The 19,185-nt window shown below is 63.2% G+C and carries 18 protein-coding genes; 5 read left to right on the top strand and 13 right to left on the bottom strand.

The window, feature by feature from the left end:
* Positions 1-23 precede the first annotated feature (23 nt).
* Together phnD and phnC are read right to left on the bottom strand one after the other, a co-directional pair.
* Positions 24-935: a phosphonate ABC transporter substrate-binding protein gene (gene phnD, locus PVW51_RS07030; protein WP_274574245.1), complete on the bottom strand. Its 912-nt coding sequence runs from the start codon at positions 933-935 to the stop codon at positions 24-26.
* 57 nt (positions 936-992) lie between these two features.
* Positions 993-1,787, bottom strand: a complete 795-nt coding sequence (gene phnC / locus PVW51_RS07035; protein ID WP_114274978.1) for a phosphonate ABC transporter ATP-binding protein — start codon at positions 1,785-1,787, stop codon at positions 993-995.
* A gap of 258 nt (positions 1,788-2,045) precedes the next feature.
* Here phnC and edd point away from each other — a divergent pair, with 258 nt between their 5' ends.
* The 3 genes from edd to PVW51_RS07050 all read left to right on the top strand — a co-directional run bounded on the left by edd (position 2,046) and on the right by PVW51_RS07050 (position 5,696).
* Complete coding sequence (edd, locus tag PVW51_RS07040) at positions 2,046-3,845, top strand: phosphogluconate dehydratase (protein ID WP_274574246.1); 1,800 nt, start codon at positions 2,046-2,048, stop codon at positions 3,843-3,845.
* Between the two features lie 15 nt (positions 3,846-3,860).
* The gene (gene eda / locus PVW51_RS07045; RefSeq protein WP_274574247.1) at positions 3,861-4,499 is read left to right on the top strand and encodes a bifunctional 4-hydroxy-2-oxoglutarate aldolase/2-dehydro-3-deoxy-phosphogluconate aldolase; all 639 of its coding nucleotides are present in this window, start codon (positions 3,861-3,863) and stop codon (positions 4,497-4,499) included.
* A gap of 246 nt (positions 4,500-4,745) precedes the next feature.
* Positions 4,746-5,696 (top strand): 2-hydroxyacid dehydrogenase, encoded by a 951-nt coding sequence (locus tag PVW51_RS07050; protein ID WP_274574248.1) that lies wholly within the window; start codon positions 4,746-4,748, stop codon positions 5,694-5,696.
* 102 nt (positions 5,697-5,798) lie between these two features.
* Here PVW51_RS07050 and PVW51_RS07055 read toward each other — a convergent pair whose 3' ends face one another.
* From PVW51_RS07055 to PVW51_RS07075, 5 genes are all read right to left on the bottom strand, one after another.
* Positions 5,799-6,377, bottom strand: a complete 579-nt coding sequence (locus tag PVW51_RS07055) for a nucleoside/nucleotide kinase family protein (RefSeq protein WP_274574250.1) — start codon at positions 6,375-6,377, stop codon at positions 5,799-5,801.
* A 541-nt stretch (positions 6,378-6,918) separates the two neighbouring features.
* Positions 6,919-7,683, bottom strand: a complete 765-nt coding sequence (locus PVW51_RS07060) for an ATP-binding cassette domain-containing protein (protein WP_269365725.1) — start codon at positions 7,681-7,683, stop codon at positions 6,919-6,921.
* Positions 7,683-7,814: a hypothetical protein gene (locus PVW51_RS07065; RefSeq protein WP_274574251.1), complete on the bottom strand. Its 132-nt coding sequence runs from the start codon at positions 7,812-7,814 to the stop codon at positions 7,683-7,685. Before PVW51_RS07065 ends, PVW51_RS07060 begins: the two co-directional genes overlap by 1 nt.
* The gene (locus PVW51_RS07070) at positions 7,814-8,875 is read right to left on the bottom strand and encodes an ABC transporter permease (RefSeq protein ID WP_269365728.1); all 1,062 of its coding nucleotides are present in this window, start codon (positions 8,873-8,875) and stop codon (positions 7,814-7,816) included. The genes PVW51_RS07065 and PVW51_RS07070 overlap by 1 nt, the downstream gene beginning before the upstream one ends.
* A gap of 169 nt (positions 8,876-9,044) precedes the next feature.
* Positions 9,045-10,064 (bottom strand): sugar ABC transporter substrate-binding protein, encoded by a 1,020-nt coding sequence (locus PVW51_RS07075; RefSeq protein WP_269365729.1) that lies wholly within the window; start codon positions 10,062-10,064, stop codon positions 9,045-9,047.
* A gap of 130 nt (positions 10,065-10,194) precedes the next feature.
* On the opposite strand from PVW51_RS07075, the gene PVW51_RS07080 reads away from it, so the two are divergent.
* Together PVW51_RS07080 and PVW51_RS07085 are read left to right on the top strand one after the other, a co-directional pair.
* A complete protein-coding gene (locus PVW51_RS07080; RefSeq protein WP_269365731.1) occupies positions 10,195-11,418 on the top strand; it encodes an ROK family transcriptional regulator in 1,224 nt (407 codons plus the stop codon).
* Positions 11,419-11,443: 25 nt separating this feature from the next.
* Positions 11,444-12,151 (top strand): D-lyxose/D-mannose family sugar isomerase, encoded by a 708-nt coding sequence (locus PVW51_RS07085; RefSeq protein WP_274574254.1) that lies wholly within the window; start codon positions 11,444-11,446, stop codon positions 12,149-12,151.
* Between the two features lie 46 nt (positions 12,152-12,197).
* On the opposite strand, the gene PVW51_RS07090 is transcribed toward PVW51_RS07085, so the two are convergent.
* From PVW51_RS07090 to PVW51_RS07115, 6 genes are all read right to left on the bottom strand, one after another.
* Positions 12,198-13,496, bottom strand: a complete 1,299-nt coding sequence (locus tag PVW51_RS07090) for a flavin-dependent oxidoreductase (protein ID WP_274574255.1) — start codon at positions 13,494-13,496, stop codon at positions 12,198-12,200.
* 61 nt (positions 13,497-13,557) lie between these two features.
* On the bottom strand, positions 13,558-15,237 hold the full coding sequence (locus PVW51_RS07095; protein WP_274574256.1) for an amidohydrolase: 1,680 nt from the start codon (positions 15,235-15,237) through the stop codon (positions 13,558-13,560).
* Positions 15,238-15,345: 108 nt separating this feature from the next.
* A complete protein-coding gene (locus tag PVW51_RS07100) occupies positions 15,346-16,365 on the bottom strand; it encodes an ABC transporter substrate-binding protein (RefSeq protein ID WP_269365735.1) in 1,020 nt (339 codons plus the stop codon).
* A gap of 18 nt (positions 16,366-16,383) precedes the next feature.
* Positions 16,384-17,184 (bottom strand): ABC transporter permease, encoded by an 801-nt coding sequence (locus tag PVW51_RS07105; RefSeq protein WP_269365736.1) that lies wholly within the window; start codon positions 17,182-17,184, stop codon positions 16,384-16,386.
* On the bottom strand, positions 17,177-18,088 hold the full coding sequence (locus tag PVW51_RS07110; protein WP_269365738.1) for an ABC transporter permease: 912 nt from the start codon (positions 18,086-18,088) through the stop codon (positions 17,177-17,179). The genes PVW51_RS07105 and PVW51_RS07110 overlap by 8 nt, the downstream gene beginning before the upstream one ends.
* Before the next feature lie 4 nt (positions 18,089-18,092).
* On the bottom strand, positions 18,093-19,172 hold the full coding sequence (locus tag PVW51_RS07115) for an ABC transporter ATP-binding protein (protein WP_240313039.1): 1,080 nt from the start codon (positions 19,170-19,172) through the stop codon (positions 18,093-18,095).
* Positions 19,173-19,185: the final 13 nt, after the last annotated feature.

Here is a 19,185-nt window from a genome sequence, read left to right on the forward strand (position 1 = left end):
CAGCTCAACTTAAATGTCTTTGATCAATTCGATTTCGCCTTGCGGGCTTCGACGATCGACACATAGGCGTCATGTGTGATCGGATCGAACCCCAGAGTATCGCCCGACGCCACACCATAGGCGCAATCGGGGTCGGTCTCATACAGGTTGTCGACCAATGCGGTCATCTTGGTCTTGACCTCCTGGGGGAGGGTCTTGCGCAGGACAACGGGGCCTTCCGGGATCGGCTTGGAGCGCCAGATTTCCACCAGGTCGTTCATGTCGACCAGGCCTGCGTCCACGGCCTTGCGCAGCGCGCCGGAGTTATAGCCGTCTTCCCAGTTGCCCTGGCCGTCGGCCCAGGTCACGCCGCCGTCGATTTCGCCATTGGCGACCGCGACGATGGTCTGTTCGTGACCGCCGGTGAACTTGACCTCACCGAAGTAGTCACCGGAGTCCATGGTGATGCCTTCGCCCGCCTGCGGGATCTCGATGGAGGGGATCAGGTAGCCGGAGGTGGAGTTGGGGTCGCCGAAGCCAAAGACCTTGCCTTTCATGTCGGCAAGCGAGGCGATGCCGCTGTCCTTGCGGGCAAAGCCGATGGAATGGTAGCCGTAGGAGCCGTCGAGGTTGATCTTGACCAGCACCGGCTCGACCGCTTCGGGGTCCTGAAGGTAGACGGCGGCGTAGCCGGAAGAGCCCATCCATGCCATGTCAAGCGTGCCGCCCAGCAGTCCCTGGATCACGCCGTTGTAGTCGGCGGGGGCGAAAAGCTTGGTTTCGACGCCCAGTTCCTCGGACGTGTAGTCGGCCAGGCACTGAAAGCTGTTCATGCGGTCCTGCGCGTTTTCGCCGCCCAGGATGCCGATGCGGAATTCGCTAATGTCGTTGGTCTGGGCCAGCGCGCCCGTGCTCAGGGCGGTGGTGGCGAGTGCAGCTGCGAGAAGCTTGTTCATATGTTGTCTCCGGTTGGTTGGATGTTCCGCCCGGTCTTGCCGGTGCGGCTTGGGCATTCAGGCAAGCGCATGGTCGAGGGTCTCGATCGAGGTCGAGGTTGCAGCTTCTGAAAAGGAGGCGTCGGCGCCGTAGATTTCGCGCGCCATCGCGGTGGTCAGTTGTTCGGGCAGCCCGTCAAAGACGATCTTGCCGTCGCGCATCCCCACCACGCGGTCGCAGTAGCGGCGCGCGGTATCGAGGGTGTGCAGGTTGGCGATGATGGTGCGGCCGTCCTCTTCGTGGATGCGGCGCAGGCTTTGCATCACCACCTGGGCGTTCATCGGGTCAAGCGATGCGATGGGTTCGTCCGCGAGGATGATCCGGGGATCCTGCATCAGGGCGCGGGCAATCGCCACGCGCTGTTGCTGGCCGCCCGACAGCGCCTCTGCCCGTTTGGTGGCATGTTCGGCGATGCCGAGGCGGTCGAGGATGTCGATGGCCCGGTGCACGTCTGCCGTCGGGTAGATGCTGAACATGCTGGCAAGGGTCGAACGGCGGTTGAGGGTGCCGTGCAGCACGTTCGACACCACATCCATGCGCGGCACCAGGTTGAACTGCTGAAAGATCATTGCGCAGCGGGACTGCCAGTCGCGCTTGTCCTTGCCGGAGAGTGCGGTGATGTTGCGGCCTTCGAAATTGATTTCGCCCGAGGTCGCGTCGGTGAGGCGGTTCAGCATCCGCAGCAAGGTGGATTTGCCGGCACCCGACCTGCCGATGATCCCGATCATGGCCGGGCGGTCGATGTCCAGGTTCGCGGCGCGTACCGCGACATTGGGACCAAAGGACTTGGTCAGGTCGGTCAGTTTCAGCATGTTGCCCCCGTGGTTTGAGGCACCATCTGTCAGGGCGGGCTTTCAGAGATATGTCGGTTTGACGAAACTTTTGTAACGCCGGGCGCGCAGCCCCGGTTGCAAGGGGGCGAAGGTTTGCGCGATGATGTGGAGGTGCTGGACTTTTCGATCTGTTAGCGCTAACAAGGCGCTGACGAAGCGTGAAGAACACATGCACAATACGTGATTGGCCGGTGCGCCCGCGATGGGCGGCCCTGATACGAATCGATGGAGGATCCCATGCTGAACCAGACCGTTGCCCGCGTCACGGACCGTATCATCGCCCGCAGCAGCGCGGGTCGGGCTGATTATCTCGGACGGATGGCAAGGGCCGCGCAGGACGGCCCGGCGCGCGCGCATCTGTCCTGCAGCGGACAGGCCCATGCCTATGCGGCGGCAGGCCCGGACCAGGAGGCGCTGGCGACGCAGTCGGCGGGAAATATCGGGATCGTCACCGCCTATAACGACATGCTCTCGGCGCATCAGCCGTTTGAGCGCTATCCCGAGTTGATCCGCGCCGCGGCCCGCGCCGCAGGCGGCACCGCCCAGGTGGCGGGCGGGGTGCCCGCGATGTGCGATGGCGTGACCCAGGGCACCGCCGGGATGGAGCTGAGCCTGTTTTCGCGCGATGTGATCGCATTGGCCGCCGGGGTGGCGCTCAGCCACAACACCTTCGACACAACGGTTTATCTGGGCGTCTGTGACAAGATCGTGCCGGGGCTGGTGATCGCGGCTCAGGTCTTTGGCCATCTGCCGGCGGTCTTTCTGCCTGCGGGGCCGATGACCTCGGGCATTTCCAATGACGAAAAGGCACAGGTGCGCCAGAAATTCGCGGCGGGTGAAGTGGACCGCGCCGCGCTGATGAAGGCAGAGATGGGCGCCTATCACGGGCCGGGGACCTGTACCTTTTACGGCACCGCGAACACCAACCAGATGTTGATGGAATTCATGGGGCTGCATCTGCCGGGGTCCAGCTTTGTCAATCCGAACACGCCGCTGCGCGATGCGCTGACCGATGCGGGGGCGCGGCGCGCCCTGTCGATCAGCCATCTGGGCAATGAATATATCCCGACCAGCCAGGTGCTGGACGAGAAAGCCTTTGTGAACGGCATCGTCGGGCTGCATGCGACCGGCGGATCCACCAACCTGCTGATCCACCTGGTCGCCATGGCGCGGGCGGGGGGGATTATCCTGGACTGGCAGGATTTTTCGGACCTCGCCGATGTGACGCCGCTGCTGGCGCGGGTCTATCCCAACGGGCTGGCGGATGTGAACCATTTCCACGCGGCGGGGGGGCTTGGCTTCATGATGGGGCAATTGCTTTCGGCGGGTCTGCTGCATGAGGACGTGAAGACGATCATGGGGCCTGGGCTGGACCGTTACACGCGCGAACCCCGTCTGAAGGACGGTGCCCTGACCTGGGAAGCAGGCGCGGCAGAGACGCTGAACGACCGCATCCTGCGCCCGGTGACAGACCCGTTCCAGCCCACCGGCGGATTGCAGCGGCTGGATGGCGCGCTGGGGGCGGCCGTCACCAAGGTGTCGGCGGTCAAGCCCGAGCATCACGTGATCGAGGCGCCGGTGCGGGTGTTCCACGATCAGGAGGCCGTGAAGGCGGCCTATCAGGCCGGGGAGTTCGTGGAGGATGTGATCGTCGTGGTCCGTTTCCAGGGGCCCAAGGCGAATGGCATGCCGGAACTGCACAGCCTGACGCCGGTGCTGGCGAATCTGCAGGCGCGGGGGCTGAAGGTCGCGCTGGTGACGGACGGCCGGATGTCCGGTGCCTCGGGCAAGGTCTTGAGCGCGATCCATGTCTGCCCCGAGGCCGTCGATGGCGGTGCCATCGCCAAGCTGCGCGACGGTGATATCCTGCGTGTGGACGCGGCAAAGGGCAGGCTGGATATCTTGACCGAAGGCGTGCTGGAGCGTGACTGCGTGACGGCGGACCTGACTGCGAACGGCTTTGGCCAGGGCCGCGAGTTGTTCAACCATTTCAGAACGCTGGTCGGCTCTGCCGATACCGGCGCAAGCAGCATCTAGGATCGGAGACCTATCATGACCCCAGCCGAAAGCAGCCGGGAGGCCCGCGCGCTTTGCCAGATGGCCCCCATCATTCCCGTGCTCGTGGTGGAGGATGTGGCCCATGCCCGGCCCCTGGCCGAAGCCCTGGTCGAGGGCGGGCTGCCGGTGCTTGAGGTGACCTTGCGCACCGAGGCTGCACTGGCGGCGATTGCCGAGATGGCGAAAGTCGAAGGCGGGGTTGTGGGCGCCGGGACTTTGATCACCGCGCAGGATGTGGCCGCTGCCGTCAAGGCCGGGGCACGGTTTGGCGTGTCGCCGGGGGCGACGGATGCATTGCTGACAGCGACAGAGGCGGCGGATCTGCCGATGTTGCCGGGGGCGGCCACGGCGAGCGAGGCCATGCGCCTGCTGGCGCGGGGCTATGACATGTTGAAATTCTTTCCTGCGGAATCGGCGGGCGGCGCGGGGATGCTGAAATCTCTGGGTGGCCCCTTGCCGCAGATCAGTTTCTGCCCCACGGGCGGGATCAGCCCGTCGAATGCCCAGTCCTATCTGAGCCTGCCAAATGTGGTCTGCGCCGGCGGCAGCTGGGTTGCGCCCGCTGCGCTGGTCAAGGCTGGCGACTGGCGTGCCATCACCGAACTGGCGCGGGAAGCAGCGGCGCTGGCGTAACCTAGCGGAAGTCTCTCTAAAATCGGGAAGCGCCGCGCGGGGCCGCAGGTGCGGGACCTTCGGCACTGCAAATGATGACATGTCATTTTTGACATGTCATCGTTCCGGGCGGGCTGGGCTGTACCGATGGCGCATGGTCCCGCTGCGGCGCATACTTTGGCGTGTTTTGCGCAGAAAGACGTGCGGAAGCCGTGGTCTCTGCCAGGCACCCGGCTTAAACAGGTCGCGGAGCAGCCGGAGGACAACATGCAGAAACTATGGATCACGCGGCCCCTGCCGGACAAGGTGATCGCCGAGGCACGGCGGCATTTCGACGTGGAAGTCCGGGCGGAAACCCTGCCCCTGACCCAAGCCGAACGGCTGCGCGCGCTGGCTGAATTCGACGCTGTTCTGCCGACCCTTGGGGATGCATTCGATGCGTCCTTTTTCAAGGATAGGCCACGATGCCGGATCCTTGCCAATTTTGGTGTGGGGTTCAATCACATTGACGCAAAGGCCGCCCGCGTCGCCGGGGTGGCGGTCAGCAACACGCCGGGTGCCGTGACCGATGCAACCGCTGACATCGCCATGACCCTGATGCTGATGACCTGTCGCCGTGCGGGCGAGGGCGAAAGGATGGTCCGTGCGGGCAACTGGCCCGGTTGGCATCCGACGCAGCTTTTGGGCATGCATGTCACCGGCAAGACGCTGGGCGTCATCGGTATGGGGCGGATCGGCCAGGCGATTGCGCAGCGGGCGGCGCTGGGCTTTGGCATGAAGATCGTATTCTACAACCGCTCCACCGTGGCGGGGCTGCCCTTTGACGCCACACAGCTGGCCGGGTTGGAAGATGTCCTGCAAGCGGCTGATGTGGTCGTGCTGGCGGTGCCTGCCACGCCCGAGACCCATCACCTGATCGACGCCGCCGCACTTGGCATGATGAAGCGCGAGAGCGTGCTCATCAACATCGCGCGCGGCGATGTGGTGGACGAAGCGGCGCTGATCGAAGCCCTGGAGCAGGGGCGCATTGCCGGGGCGGGGCTGGATGTCTACGAGTTCGAACCGAAGGTGCCGGAAGCCCTGCGCAGGATGGAGAATGTCACGCTGCTGCCGCATCTGGGCACCTCGGCGCAGGAGGTGCGCGAGGACATGGGGCTGATGGCAGTGGCCAATCTCGTTGCCTTCTTCAAAGAGGGCAAGGTGCTGAACCCGGTCTGACCACAGCGTTTCGGGATAAACTTGAGAAGTCGCAGATCACTTTTCGCCTTCAACCAAAGGGTGAGGCCGCGAATGCGTGATTTATGTATATCCCACAACGCTCTAGCGCTGTTGCACATCGTCGGGTGTCAGGGTGATATCGGCGGGCAGCGCGTCGGCAATCACGGTGTTTGCGTTCAGCATGTCGTTCTGATGGACCTTGCGGGCAGCGTCCTGCGGTGAATATCCATGGTCCAGCCAGCGCTGCATCAGCCGGGTTTCCAGAACCTCCGCCGGGACATCCAGCCGGATCGACAGATCCCAGAGTGCTGCCAGATCGCGCCATCCGGGGCGATCCAGCAGCAGATAGTTTCCTTCCAGGATCACGGTTTCAATGGCCGGCCCGACCACCCCGCTGCCCGCAATCGCGCGGTCCAGCCTGCGGTCGAAGCCGGGATAGATCACCTCGTCCTCCTGCGCCAGCCGGGTGACCAGATGGCGCAGCCCCGCCACATCGAAGGTTTCCGGCGCGCCCTTGCGGTGCAGCAGGTCGCGGTCCCGCAGCACGCCGTTGTCCAGGTGAAACCCGTCCATCGGCACCATGCAAAAGGAGGCATCCGCCCCTGCCAGAACCTCCGCCAGCGTGGATTTACCGCTGGCCGGGGCACCCGCCACGGCGACCAGCCTGCGTTTGCCGCGCATCGGGGCCGCCTTGATGCGGGTGACTAGGTCGTGTTGACATTCAGTGTCGCCCACCCGTTTCAGTCCAAAGTTGCTCAGTTCCAGGCAAGAGAGCGCGGAATAGTCAGCTACTTCAAGCTCTCTTTGCGCAGAAATGGGTAATTTTGGCGAAACCCCATCGGGGCGCGGCGGATTTTGCCTCTGCCCTCCCGGATGTTCGCTTCCAATGATCACATTGCTGTGCTCACATCAGGGTGCCAGCGGCAAAATCCGTCTCGCGCGGGTGGGCGAAGATGAATGTCCACAGGCCCTAGTCAGCCGGACTCAAAGTTCGGTTCATTGAATGCAGCTCTCAACGGCAGGTTCGCGCCCGACCCCGAGGGCGGCCCTCCATTTGGCGGGGCATCTCCATTTTTCCATACTTCGCAGCATCTTGCGAGGTCGGAGTTTCGCACCCGCCCTGGGGGGCGGGGTCGGGTGCGAACCGGATCGCAAGCGATCCGGAGGCATGGGGAAATGGTGCGCATTTCGTTTCCGCAATACTAGCTTCTCCAGCAAGGGATCAGGCCGCCTGCGGTTCCCTGGCCCCGGTCATGAAGGCCACGGCATCGGACATCGTGTGTTCTTTCGGGTCGATGACGCAGAGCCGTTTGCCCAGCCTGTGGACATGGATGCGGTCTGCCACTTCAAAGACATGCGGCATGTTGTGGCTGATCAGGATGATCGGGATGCCCCGGCTTTTCACGTCCTGGATCAGTTCCAGCACCCGGCGGCTTTCCTTGACGCCAAGTGCGGCGGTCGGCTCGTCCAGGATAATCACCTTGGAGCCAAAGGCCGCTGCCCGCGCCACTGCCACGCCTTGGCGTTGGCCGCCGGACAGGGTTTCAACCGCCTGGTTGATGTTCTGGATCGTCATCAGGCCAAGCTCGCTCAGCTTTTCGCGGGCGATTTCTTCCATCCGCTTGCGGTCGAGCTGGCGCAGCACCTTGCCCCGGAACCCCGGTTTGCGGATCTCGCGGCCCATGAACATATTGTCCGCGATCGACAGGGCCGGGGACATGGCCAGGGTCTGGTAGACCGTCTCGATTCCAGCATTGCGTGCGTCGATGGGCGAGGTGAAGCGGATGTCGCGCCCCTCCAGCGTTACGGTGCCTGCGTCGGGGATGACTGCACCCGACACCGCCTTGATCAGCGATGACTTGCCCGCGCCGTTGTCGCCGATCACCGCCAGGATCTCACCTGGATAAAGATCGAAGTCGCAGTGATCCAGCGCGGTCACCTTCCCGTAGCGTTTGACCAGTCCGCGTGCTTTGAGAATGGGTTCCATTATGCTGCCACCTTTCTGATCTCAGCGGCTTTGCCGCGTACCCGGCAGGCGATGCCTGCATCGCCGAGAGGGCACTGGTCCACAGTCACGATGTCGGGGACAGGTTGATGTGAGAATTTGATCTGTTCCATTATGCTGCCACCTTTCTGATCCACTGATCGACGGCCACCGCTGCGATGATCAGCAGGCCGATCAGCAGGAATGTCCATTGTGCGTCCGCCCCCATCAGCCGCAGACCAAGGGTGAAGACACCCACGATCAATGCGCCGAAGAAGGTGCCGAGGATCGAGCCGCGCCCGCCGAAAAGCGAGATGCCCCCGATCACCACGGCGGTGATGCTCTCGATGTTCAAAAGCTGCCCGGAGGTGGGCGAGACCGATCCGATCCGTCCGATCAGCGCCCAGCCGGCAAATCCACAGATCAGCCCGGCGATGGCATAGACCGAGATCAGCGTGCCGCGCACGTTGACGCCGGACAGTTCGGCGGCCTCCGCATCGTCGCCCACGGCATAGACATGTCTGCCCCAGGCCGTGTGTTTCAGCACATAGGCAAGCACCAGCACCAGAAGCAGCATGAAAACCACGCCGAAGGTAAAGACCGCCCCGCCGATATTGAACTTGGCCCCCATCATCTGCAACAGCGGCGCCTGTTCGGCGATGTCCTGGCTGCGGATGGTTTCATTAGCGGAATAGAGGAAATTCGCCGCCAGAACGATCTGCCACATGCCCAGGGTCACGATGAAGGGGGGCAGTTTCATGGCCGCCACCAGCCAGCCGTTGACCGCCCCGATGGCGGTGCCAAAGGCCAGGCCGCACACCACCGCGATCTCGACAGGCAGCCCGTAGCGGAAGGTGAATTGCCCCATGATCACCGAAGAGATCACCGCGATGGCGCCGACACTCAGGTCGATGCCTGCCGTCAGGATCACCAGGCTTTGCGCAGCGGCGACGATGCCCACGATCTGCACCTGCTGCAGGATCAGCGTCAGCGCGAAGGGCGAAAAGAACTTGGCGCCCAGGATGCTGCCGAAGACCACGATGGATGCCAGCAACACGATCAGCGGTACAAGCGAAGGTGTCGTATGCAGGGCGTGATGGAAGCGGCCGAACAGCCCCTTGTCGTCTTCTTCGAACCGCGCCACATCGGTCGCGGCGGTGGAGGCTGCGGCCTCGAAATTATCGGATTGCGACATGTGCTCTCTCCGTTGAAAATCCGCGACCTGTCAGGCGCCGGATGCAAGAAGGGCGGGCCGTGGCCCGCCCCCGGTCTGCGTTTGGGTTGTCGGCCAGCGTGTCGTTACTGGCCCGAGATTAACGTATTTGCAGGCGGCAGGTCAAAAGATCCGCCTCCCTGGCGCTTGCTCAGCCCCAGCAAAGTTCCTTGCCTTCCGCGACGCTGATGCTCTCGACGCCCTCCACGGGCTTGTCCGTCACCAGAGCCACGCCTGTGTCGAAGAAGTCCTTGCCATCTGTCGCGGCGGGTTTGGTGCCGTCCTTGGCAAAGGCGGCAATGGCTTCGATGCCCTTGGAGGCCATCAGCAGCGGATATTGCTGCGAGGTGGCACCGATCACGCCATCGGCGACGTTGGCGACACCGGGGCAGCCGCCATCGACAGAGACGATCAGCACGTCGTTTTCACGACCGATGGCTTTCAGCGCCTCATAGGCGCCCGCGGCTGCCGGTTCGTTGATGGTATAGACCACGTTGATCATCGGATCCTGCGCCAGCAGGTTCTCCATCGCCTTGCGCCCGCCTTCTTCATTGCCGGCGGTCACATCGTTGCCGATGATGCGGGGGTCTTCCTCATCGCCGTTGCGGTTGGGGTCGGCCAGGTCAATGCCGAAACCCTGCAGGAATCCCTGGTCGCGCAGCACGCCGACGGTGGGCTGGCTGACGGCAAGGTCCAGCATCGCAATCTTGGCATCGGCGGTGTCGTCGCCCAATGTGGCAGCGGCCCATTTCCCGATCAGCTCACCGGCCAGGAAGTTGTCGGTTGCGAAGGTCATGTCTGCCGCGTCGATCGGGTCAAGCGGGGTGTCCAGCGCGATCACCAGAATGCCCGCATCGCGCGCCTGCTGGACCGCAGGCACGATGGAAGAGGTGTCGGAGGCGGTCAGCAGGATGCCCTTCGCGCCATTGGCGATGCAGGTTTCGATGGCGGAAACCTGTGTTTCGTGGTCGCCGTCGATCTTGCCGGCATAGGTGTTCAGGGTCATGCCCAGCTCTTCAGCCTTGGCGGTGGCCCCTTCGCGCATTTTCACGAAAAAGGGGTTGGTATCGGTCTTGGTGATCAGGCAGGCCGATACGGCATGTGCGTCGGCAAAGGCTGCTCCGGTCATGGCGATCAGGCCCAATGCGGTGCCGGCGATGAGTTTTTTCATGGTTTCCTCCCAGAATGTCCAACAAGCGCCTCGAATCGAGTGCTGCTGTGTAGAGACTGAGCAAAACCATAGCGTGTGTCAATTAATAAATAAACTTGATTTACTAATTAATCCAGATCAAGGTTGGCCCATGCAGAACCCGGAAGAAAATGACATGGACTCTTCGGTCGCGATCCGCCCGCTCAGCAATGGTGCGAACCAGAAAGGTCTGCGCAATCACAACGAGCGGCTGATCCTGTCGCTGTTGCATCGCCATGGTCAGATGCCGGGCAGCGACATCGCCCGCGACACCCATCTGTCGGCCCAGACCGTGTCGGTGATCCTGCGCAAACTGGAAAGCGACGGTCTGGTGCTCAAGGGGGAACCGGTCAAGGGGCGGGTGGGCAAGCCTTCGGTGCCGATGGTGGTGAACCCTGCCGGGGCGCTTTCGGTCGGCTTCAAGCTGGGGCGACGAAGCAGTGAGCTGCTGCTGACCAATCTGACCGGCGAAATCCTGTTCGAACGCCGCATCGCTTACGATATGGCGATCCCGGACCGGGTCTTTGGCTTCATGAAAGAGGCCTTTGAGGCGGCGGTGGCGGAAATCGGTCCGGCGCAGGCCGAACGGCTCTGCGGCATCGGCATCGCGGCGCCTTTCGAGATCTGGAAATGGGCCGTGTCCGGGGGCAATGCGGACGATCAGTTCATGACCTGGAAAGACACGGTATTCGAAGAGCGTGTGGCGGAGTTTTCCGATCTGCCCGTCTTCATGGTGAACGACGCGACCAGTGCCTGCTGGGCCGAATATGTCTATGGCCGGGGCAAGGAGTTCCGGGACTTCGCCTATTTCTTTGTCTCCACCTTCATTGGCGGCGGGATTGTCCTGAACCATTCGGTCTATGAGGGGGCTTCCGGCAATGCAGGCGCCCTGGGGTCACTGCGTGTGGGTGACAAGGACGGGCGCACGCGGCAATTGGTCGATGTGGCATCCATTCATCTTCTGGAAACCAAGCTGAGCGCGGCAGGGATCGACCCCCGCGCGTTATGGGTGCAGCCGCAGGATTGGTCCGACTTCGAGCCGCTGGTTGCGGAATGGATCGAGGAAATTGCCTCCGAAATCGCGCGCGCGGCCCTGTCCGCCTGCGCGGTGATTGATTTCGAGGCGGTGGTCATCGACGGTGCCTTCCCCCAGACCATTCGCAGCAGGCTTGTGGAGCAGGTCCGCGCCTGCATGGCGACCGAGGACAGCCGCGGCCTGATCCTGCCACGCCTGGAGGCGGGGGGGATCGGCGGGGATGCCCGCGCCATCGGGGCGGCTTGCGCGCCGATCTTCAGCCAGTATTTTCTGATGGCCCATTCCTTTTCCGTGGACTGACCGTCCGATACCAAAGGCACCCTAGATGAAACGCTCCCGCATCAACGAACTGCTGGCCGAGGCAGATGAAATGATCCGCCGTCACGGCTTTGTCCTGCCGCCCTTTGCCGATTGGACACCGGAAGAATTCCCGGAACGCGCCGCCGCCGCGCCCCATGTCGTCACCGCGCGTTGCGGCTGGGATGTGACCGACTACGGCGCCGGGCGTTTCGATGAGATGGGGCTGGTGCTGTTCACCCTGCGCAATGGTCTGCCGAGCGATCTCACCGCGGGGCGCGGCATGTGCTATGCCGAGAAACTGCTGATCTCGAAGCGCGATCAATTGTCGCCCATGCACACCCATGTGATCAAGGCCGAAGACATCATCAACCGGGGCGGTGCGACCCTGGTGGTCGAGCTTTTCGGCTCGGACGAGACCGGGGCATTTGCCCCCGACCGGGGCGGCCAGGTCATGTGCGACGGTCTGCTGCGCCCCTATCAGCCGGGAGAAAAGCTGCGTCTGGCACCGGGGCAAAGCGTGACCCTGCGGCCCGGGGACTGGCATGCCTTCTGGGGCGAGGGGGGCGATGTGCTGATCGGTGAGGTCAGCACGGTGAACGACGATGAGACCGACAATGTCTTTCGCGAACCGATCGCCCGGTTCTCAAAGGTGGAAGAAGACGTGGCCCCCCGCCGCCTGCTGGTCAGCGATTACGCGGCATTGGCTGGTGACAGCGTCCCGCCTTTAACCTGAAACACCCGGTATCGGCGATTCACGTTTAAGGCGGGGCGCGTTAGCGCTATTCGGCGGCGCGCTGATGCACCTGCGCGCCTTCGGGGATGGTGGGCGCGGCGCTGTTCAGTGCCTCGATGGCGAAACCGGCGGCGGCCTTGTATTTTGCCATGAATTCGGCCCGTTCCGCGGCCGAGATCACCTCGTCGATATTGTCGAAACTGCCGCCGCAGCGGTCGTTCACCATGTTGAGCAGCCCGAAGGGACCGGCACCCCGGTTGCGCAGGATCAGCGCGGAGATCGGCGCGCAGAGTTTCGCATCGAAGGCCGCCAGCGCCGCAGGTGTCACCCCATGGGCGAGGAAAGCCGCGCCCAGTTCCCGCGCGTCGACGATGGCCTGGCTGGCCCCGTTCGACCCGGTGGGATACATCGCATGGGCGGCATCGCCCATCAGGGCCACCGGCCCGTCAACCCAGGTCTCCACCGGGTCGCGGTCGATCATCGGGTTTTCATAGGCCACATCCGCGCCGCGCAGAAGGGCAGGCACATCGAGCCAGTCATAAACCCAATCGTCGAAATGATGGGCAAAGTCGTCGATCTCCACCTGCCGGAACCAGCCGATGTCATCGCGCGCGCCGGGATCGTCCATGGTGACCTCGGCGATCCAGTTGACCTGTGCCAGACCGGTGTCGGGATCGGGCGGCGAGATCGGGTAGATCACCATGCGCTGGCGATGGGTGCCCAGCCCGATGAAGGATGACCCGGTGCGCACGGGTCTGGCCATGCTGGTGCCACGCCACATGACGGCACCGCCCCAATGGATCGGCGGCTGGTCGGGGTGCATCTGCGCGCGCACCTTGGAGTGAATGCCGTCGGCACCGATCAGCAGCGCCCCGGCCTCGCGCCGTTCCGATCCGTCGGCGGAGGTCACGATGGCGCTGACCCTGCCGCCGGGCGTCTTTTCGTATCCTGCCACACGGCTGCCCAGTTGCACCGCATCCTGACCCGCCCGGTCCATCAGGACCTGTGCCAGAAGCATCTGCAACTGCCCCCGGTGCATCGCATATTGCGGCCAGTTGTATCCTGCCTCCAGCCCGCGCGGCTCGGCATAGATTTCCTGGCCCTGCTGGCCCACCAGCGCCCATTCGCGCGCGGGCACCCCGGCCTTGTCCAGCTCTGGGGCCGTGATGCCCATCTCGAACAATTCGCGCACCGCATTGGGTTGCAGGTTGATGCCCACGCCGAGGGGGCGCAGCGCGCTGACGGATTCGAAAATGGTGAAGGGCACCCCGATCTGGTGCAGCGTCAGCCCAAGGGCGAGACCGCCGATACCGGCCCCGGCGATGATAACTCTGTTCTCTGGCATGGTCCCTCGGCTGGTCTGATTGGCTTGCGTCGCGACCTTATAGGCAGGTTTCCACCTGGGGTCAGCCCCGTTCGAAGGTCACCTTGCCATCGCAGATTGTCACCTGCGCCCGCGCCCGGGTGATCTCCGCCGGCGGCAGGGTGTTCAGATCATGGCTCATCACTGCGATGTCGGCCATCATGCCCGCCTTGATCTGCCCCTTGCGGTCCTCGTTGAACTCCACCCAGGCATTGTCGCGGGTATAGCTGGCCAGCGTGTCATGCAGGCTTTGGGTCTGGTCGCGCCAGTCGGGGCCAAGGTCCAGCGGTGCAATCGCGGCCTTGATATTGGGCATGACATCCAGCGGGATCACCGGCCAGTCGGTGGAAAACACGACCCGCGCGCCGGTGTTGCGGATGTCCTGCCAGGCATAGGCCCCGGCGATCTGGTCGGCATGCAGATATTGTCCCACCGCGCCGGGGGGGAAGATATGGCCGCGCGGGGCGTGGCCCGGCTGGATCGAGGCGACGATGCCCAGTTCGGCCAGCCGCGGGATATCCTGCACATGCATGACCTCAAGGTGTTCGATCCGGTGGCGGCTGTCGCGCTTGCCATTGGCGGCCTGGGCGGCGGCATAGGCGTCGATCGTGCGGCGCACGCCTGCGTCACCGATGGCATGGACGGCAATCTGCATCCCGTGGCGGTCGGCCTCCTGCGCCGCGGCGACGAAATGCGCCTGGGTAAAGACCTCATCACCCATGTTGCCGTCCTTGCCCAGATCACCGGGATAGGGTTGCAGCATCAGCGCGGTGCCGCTTTCGATCACCCCGTCGATGAACATCTTCATATGCCCGCACCAGACCTTGTCACCCCGGTAGCGGTCGCGCATGGGCACGCCTTCGGCGGCGATGCGGTCAATCGGATCGGTGCCCTTGAAGTGGAAGGGCACCATGCAGCGGCAGAGCAGGCGGCCCTCGGCCTCAAGCTCGCTCAGCAGTTCCAGCTGGTAGAGGTTGCCGTCCATCAGATGCAGCCCGGTGATGCCCTGTGCAGCGCAATGTGCAAGGCCCCGGGCGATCACGTCCTTGTCCATTTCGCGTTGCGCGGGCGTCGGGGCCGGGACCGGATCCTTGCCCGTGGTCAGCCCCATCATCTCGCGTCCCGCGTGACGGGTCAGGGCGAGAACCGGGCTGTAGGCGCCGGGTTCCAGAAGTTCACCGCTGGCCAGCCCGTCGTCGCCCATCACGATTTCCGATCCGGCATCGACCGCGCCGCCCTGCAACAGGCCCGCGGCCTGCAGGGCGGCGGTATTGGCCCAGACGGTGTGGTGATCCGGCGCAAACATCGCCAGCGGGCGGTCCGGCAGGATGGTGTCGAGGTCATGGCGGGTCGGGGTCCGGCCTGTGCCAAGGATGCCGTAATCGGCCATGACGCAGAAAACGAGGTCATCACCGGGATTGGCCGCGGCATGGGGGCGGATCATTTCGGCCATCGCCTCCAGCCCTTCAACGCCGTAAAGGCTGAGGCTTTCCAGTTCGACCGACCCCCCGAAGAGATGCACATGGCTGTCGATCAGACCCGGCAGCACGGTGCCGCCCTTTGCGTCGATCATGCGGGTGGTGTCACCGGCCAGCGCCGTTACCTCCGCATCGGTGCCCACGGCGGTGAGCGTCCCACCCGTGATCGCAAGCGCCTGCGCCTCGGGCTGATCGGGGTCGAAGGTCATCAGCTTGCCGTTGTGGATGATGATGTCGGGGGTCATTCAATAGCTCCGTGGAGGGGGCGATTTCTTTGAAGAAATCGGTCCGGAGTTTTTGAAAACTCCGGGGCAGGCGGCAGCCGCGATGCAGGATCGCGGCTGCCTCTCAGCTTATTTCTGCAGTTCGGTCCAGATCGCGGTGTAGATCTTGGTTGCTTCCGGCGGGCAGGTCTTGGCCACATAGGCGGCCCCTTTCAGCTCTTCCGGGACCACGATTTCCGGCGCGGTCTTCATGTCGTCGGGCATGAAGGCCTCGGACCCTGCGATCCCGTTTGCATAACGGGCAAATGCCGAGAGCATCGCGGCGTTTTCGGGGTCCATGATGAAGTTGAGGAAGGTCTTGGCCTCTTCCACGTTCTGCGCATCCGTGAGGATCGCGGCATTGTCCATCCAGACCGGATAGCCTTCCTGCGGATAGCCGAAAGCGATGTCCGGGTTCTGGTTGCGCGACCGCATGGAGGCGCCGTTCCAGTTCACGCCGGCATAGACATCGCCTTTGGCGAATTTCTCGATCATGCCATAGTCCATCGACAGCCAGTTCTTCTTGGCCTCGACAAGGGTATCGCGCACTTTTTTCAGGACTTCCTTGTCAGCGGTGCATTGGTCGCCACCGACATAATGGATCGCCATGCCCATCACGTCATTCATTTCAGGGACCACGTTGATCTTGCCCTTGAGCTCTTCGGGCGGGTCAAAGACCATGGCAGCGGTATTGATGTCGCCGTCATAAATCGAGGTGTTCACGGTCACCCCCACGGTGCCCCATTGCCATGGCACGGTGTAGTTCCGGCCCGGGTCGAATTCCACATCGACCCATTGCGGATCCATGTTCTTGAAATTCTCCATCTCGTTGGGCTTGCTTTCCATCAGCAGCCCCTCGCCGATGAAGATCGGCACATAGGTGCCCGAGGGGACCACGATATCAAACCCGTGACCGCCGGCCTTGATCTTGGCCAGCGCGGTATCGTTGCTGTCATAATCCGTGATCGTCACCTTGATCCCGGTTTCTGCCTCGAACTTCTCGATCATCTCGGGGCTGGTGTAATTGCCCCAGTTGTAGATGTTCAGCTGCCCTTCGGCAAAGGCAGGTGTGGCCAGCACCAGTGTCAGGGCCGTCAGTGTCTTTTTCATTGTCTTACTCCCGTTGGCTTAGTTTTTGATTTTGCCCAGCACGGTGAACGCGATGACGAAGGTCACCGAGATGCCAAACAGTACGGTCGAGATCGCATTGACCTCTGGCGTGACCACCCGCCGCAACTGGCCGAGCATGTAGGTCGGCAGCGTATCCTGTCCTGCGGATTTAACAAACTCCGTGATCACCACATCGTCCAGCGAAATCACGAAGGCCAGCATCGCCCCGGCCAGAATTCCCGGCCAGAGCTGGGGCAGGGTGACCCGGCGGAACACCTTGAAAGGGGTGGCATAGAGGTCGGCGGCGGCCTGTTCCAGGCTCAGGTCCATGCCTTGCAGCCGCGCCCGGATCGGCAGGTAGGCAAAGGGGATGCAAAAGGCGGAATGCGCGACGATCAGATAGGCCAGCCCGGTATAGCCGGTCGCGACCTTTATCATCGCGAAGAAGATCAGCAGCGCCACCGCGGTCACGATCTCGGGCACCATCAGGGGCTGGTTGATCATGGCAAAGACCGCCGCCTGCCCCTTGAACTTGCGCGTGCGGGTTGTGGCCAGGGCGGCCAGCACCGCGCAGGTGGTCGAGATGGCAGAGGCCCAAAGCGCGATGATCAGGCTGCGCACGGTGGCCTCCTGCACCTGGTCGTTTTGCCATGCGGATTGATACCAGCGCCAGGAGAACCCCTCCCAGATCGCGACGGAGGTGCCGGAGTTGAAGGAATAGACCACCAGCAGGATGATCGGCAGGTAAAGCAGTACGAAACAGGTGATCGCAATGGTGGTGAAGCCGTTTTGCCGGCTGACGTTGAATGCCTTAGACACGATGCGGCTCCTGGTTTCCGGCGGCGCGGACATAGGCCATCAGGGCCACCATCACGATGGCCAGCAGCGTGATCGACAGCGCCGCCCCCAGCGGCCAGTTGCGGCCCTGGCCGAACTGCAGCTCGATCAGGTTGCCGATCATCAGCTGGTTGCCGCCGCCCATGACGCGGGGCGTCACGTAGGCGCCCAGCGAAGGCACGAAGACCAGGATCGACCCGGCGATGACCCCCGGTTTGACCAGCGGCAGGATCACCCGGCGCAGCACTTTCAGGCGCGTGGCGTAAAGGTCGTATCCCGCCTCGACCAGGCTGAAATCCAGCCGCTCCATCGAAGCATAGAGCGGCAGCACCATCAGGGGCAGATAGACATAGACCATGCCGAGCAGGATCGAGAATTCGGTGAACAGCATCTGGATCGGTGTGTCGATGATACCCAGCCAGATCAGCAGCGTGTTGACCGTGCCTTCCGCCCGGATCAGCTCCACCACCGCGAAGGTGCGGATCAGCAGGTTGGTCCAGAACGGAATGATGATCAGCAGCATCCACAGATCGCGCTGCTTTTTCGGGCGGGTCGCGATGAAATAGGCGGTGGGAAAGCCGAAGAAAAGGCAGAGCACCGTGGTCATCAGCGACAGTTTCACCGAGCGCCAGAAGATGCTCAGATGCGCGTCGGACCAGCCCAGCGTATCGTCGAAGATGTCGCGTTCCATGACCACGTTGAACCAGGCCTGCCAGGAAGCCTGCCATTCGACACCGCCGTAATCGCCGGGGGTCAGGAAGGAATAGACCAGCGTGATCAGCAAAGGCCCGGCTGCGGCGAAGACAAGGATGAACAGGGCAGGTGCCAGCAGCAGCCAGCGGCGGCGGCTGGCCTGAGTCTCGGCGGCAGAGGACAGATCGGCCATCAGGTCAATCCTTCAGGACCTGACCGATGCCGGGTGCAAAATGCACGCCGACCCGGTCGCCGGAGGAAAACTGCGCGGTCGCATCCGGGCGGTTCTGCTGACGCACCACGAAGCCGGTCCCGTCCTCCAGCGCCACATGGTAATGCGTGTCGGTCCCGAAATAGACAACTTCGCCCAGGGTGCCGGCCAGCAGGCCCTCGGCCTCGGGGCCGATGCTGGCGTGTTCGGGCCGCACGGCGAGCGTGACCTTGCCCTTTTGCGATCCGCTTTCGGCGGCGCGGGCCGCGATCTGTTTGCCGGATGACAGGCGTATCGTGGCGGTTTGCCCGGCAGTCTCGATCAGCTCTGCTGGCAGGAAATTGGTATCCCCGATGAAATCCGCGACAAAGCGCTCGGCGGGCTGGTCGTAGATCTGCCGGGGGTTGCCGATCTGCCGGATTTCGCCCGCGTTCATCACCGCGATCCGGTCCGACATGGTCAGCGCCTCTTCCTGATCGTGGGTGACAAAGACAAAGGTGATCCCGGTCTCCATCTGCAGGCGTTTGAGTTCCAGCTGCATGTCCTTGCGCAGCTTGAAATCCAGCGCGCTGAGCGGTTCGTCCAGCAACAGCACACGCGGCTTGGGGGCCAGGGCACGGGCCAGTGCCACGCGCTGCTGCTGGCCGCCGGAGATCTGACCGGTCTGGCGGTCTGCCATCTCCGTCATCTTGACCAGCGCCATCATCTCGTCGACGGTCTGCCTGATCTCCGCTTTGGGTTTGCCCAGCATCTCAAGGCCGAAACTGATGTTCTGGGCCACGGTCAGATGCGGGAACAGGGCATAGCTCTGGAATACCGTGTTCACCGGCCGCTTGTAGGGCGGCAACTCCAGCAGGTTTTCACCATGCATGGTCAGACTGCCCGCCGTCGGATGCTCGAACCCGGCGATCATCCTCAGCAAGGTTGTCTTGCCGCAGCCCGACGGACCCAGCAGGGTGAAAAATTCGTTGTCCTTGATGTCGATGCTGGCATCCGCCAACGCAACGACGGGCGGTTGTCCCGGATAGACCTTGCGCAGATTGCGTACACTGATGGCTGTCGCCACTTTTAGCGTTCCC

The sequence above is a fragment of the Sulfitobacter sp. PR48 genome (assembly GCF_028807335.1).
Classification (GTDB): domain Bacteria; phylum Pseudomonadota; class Alphaproteobacteria; order Rhodobacterales; family Rhodobacteraceae; genus Sulfitobacter.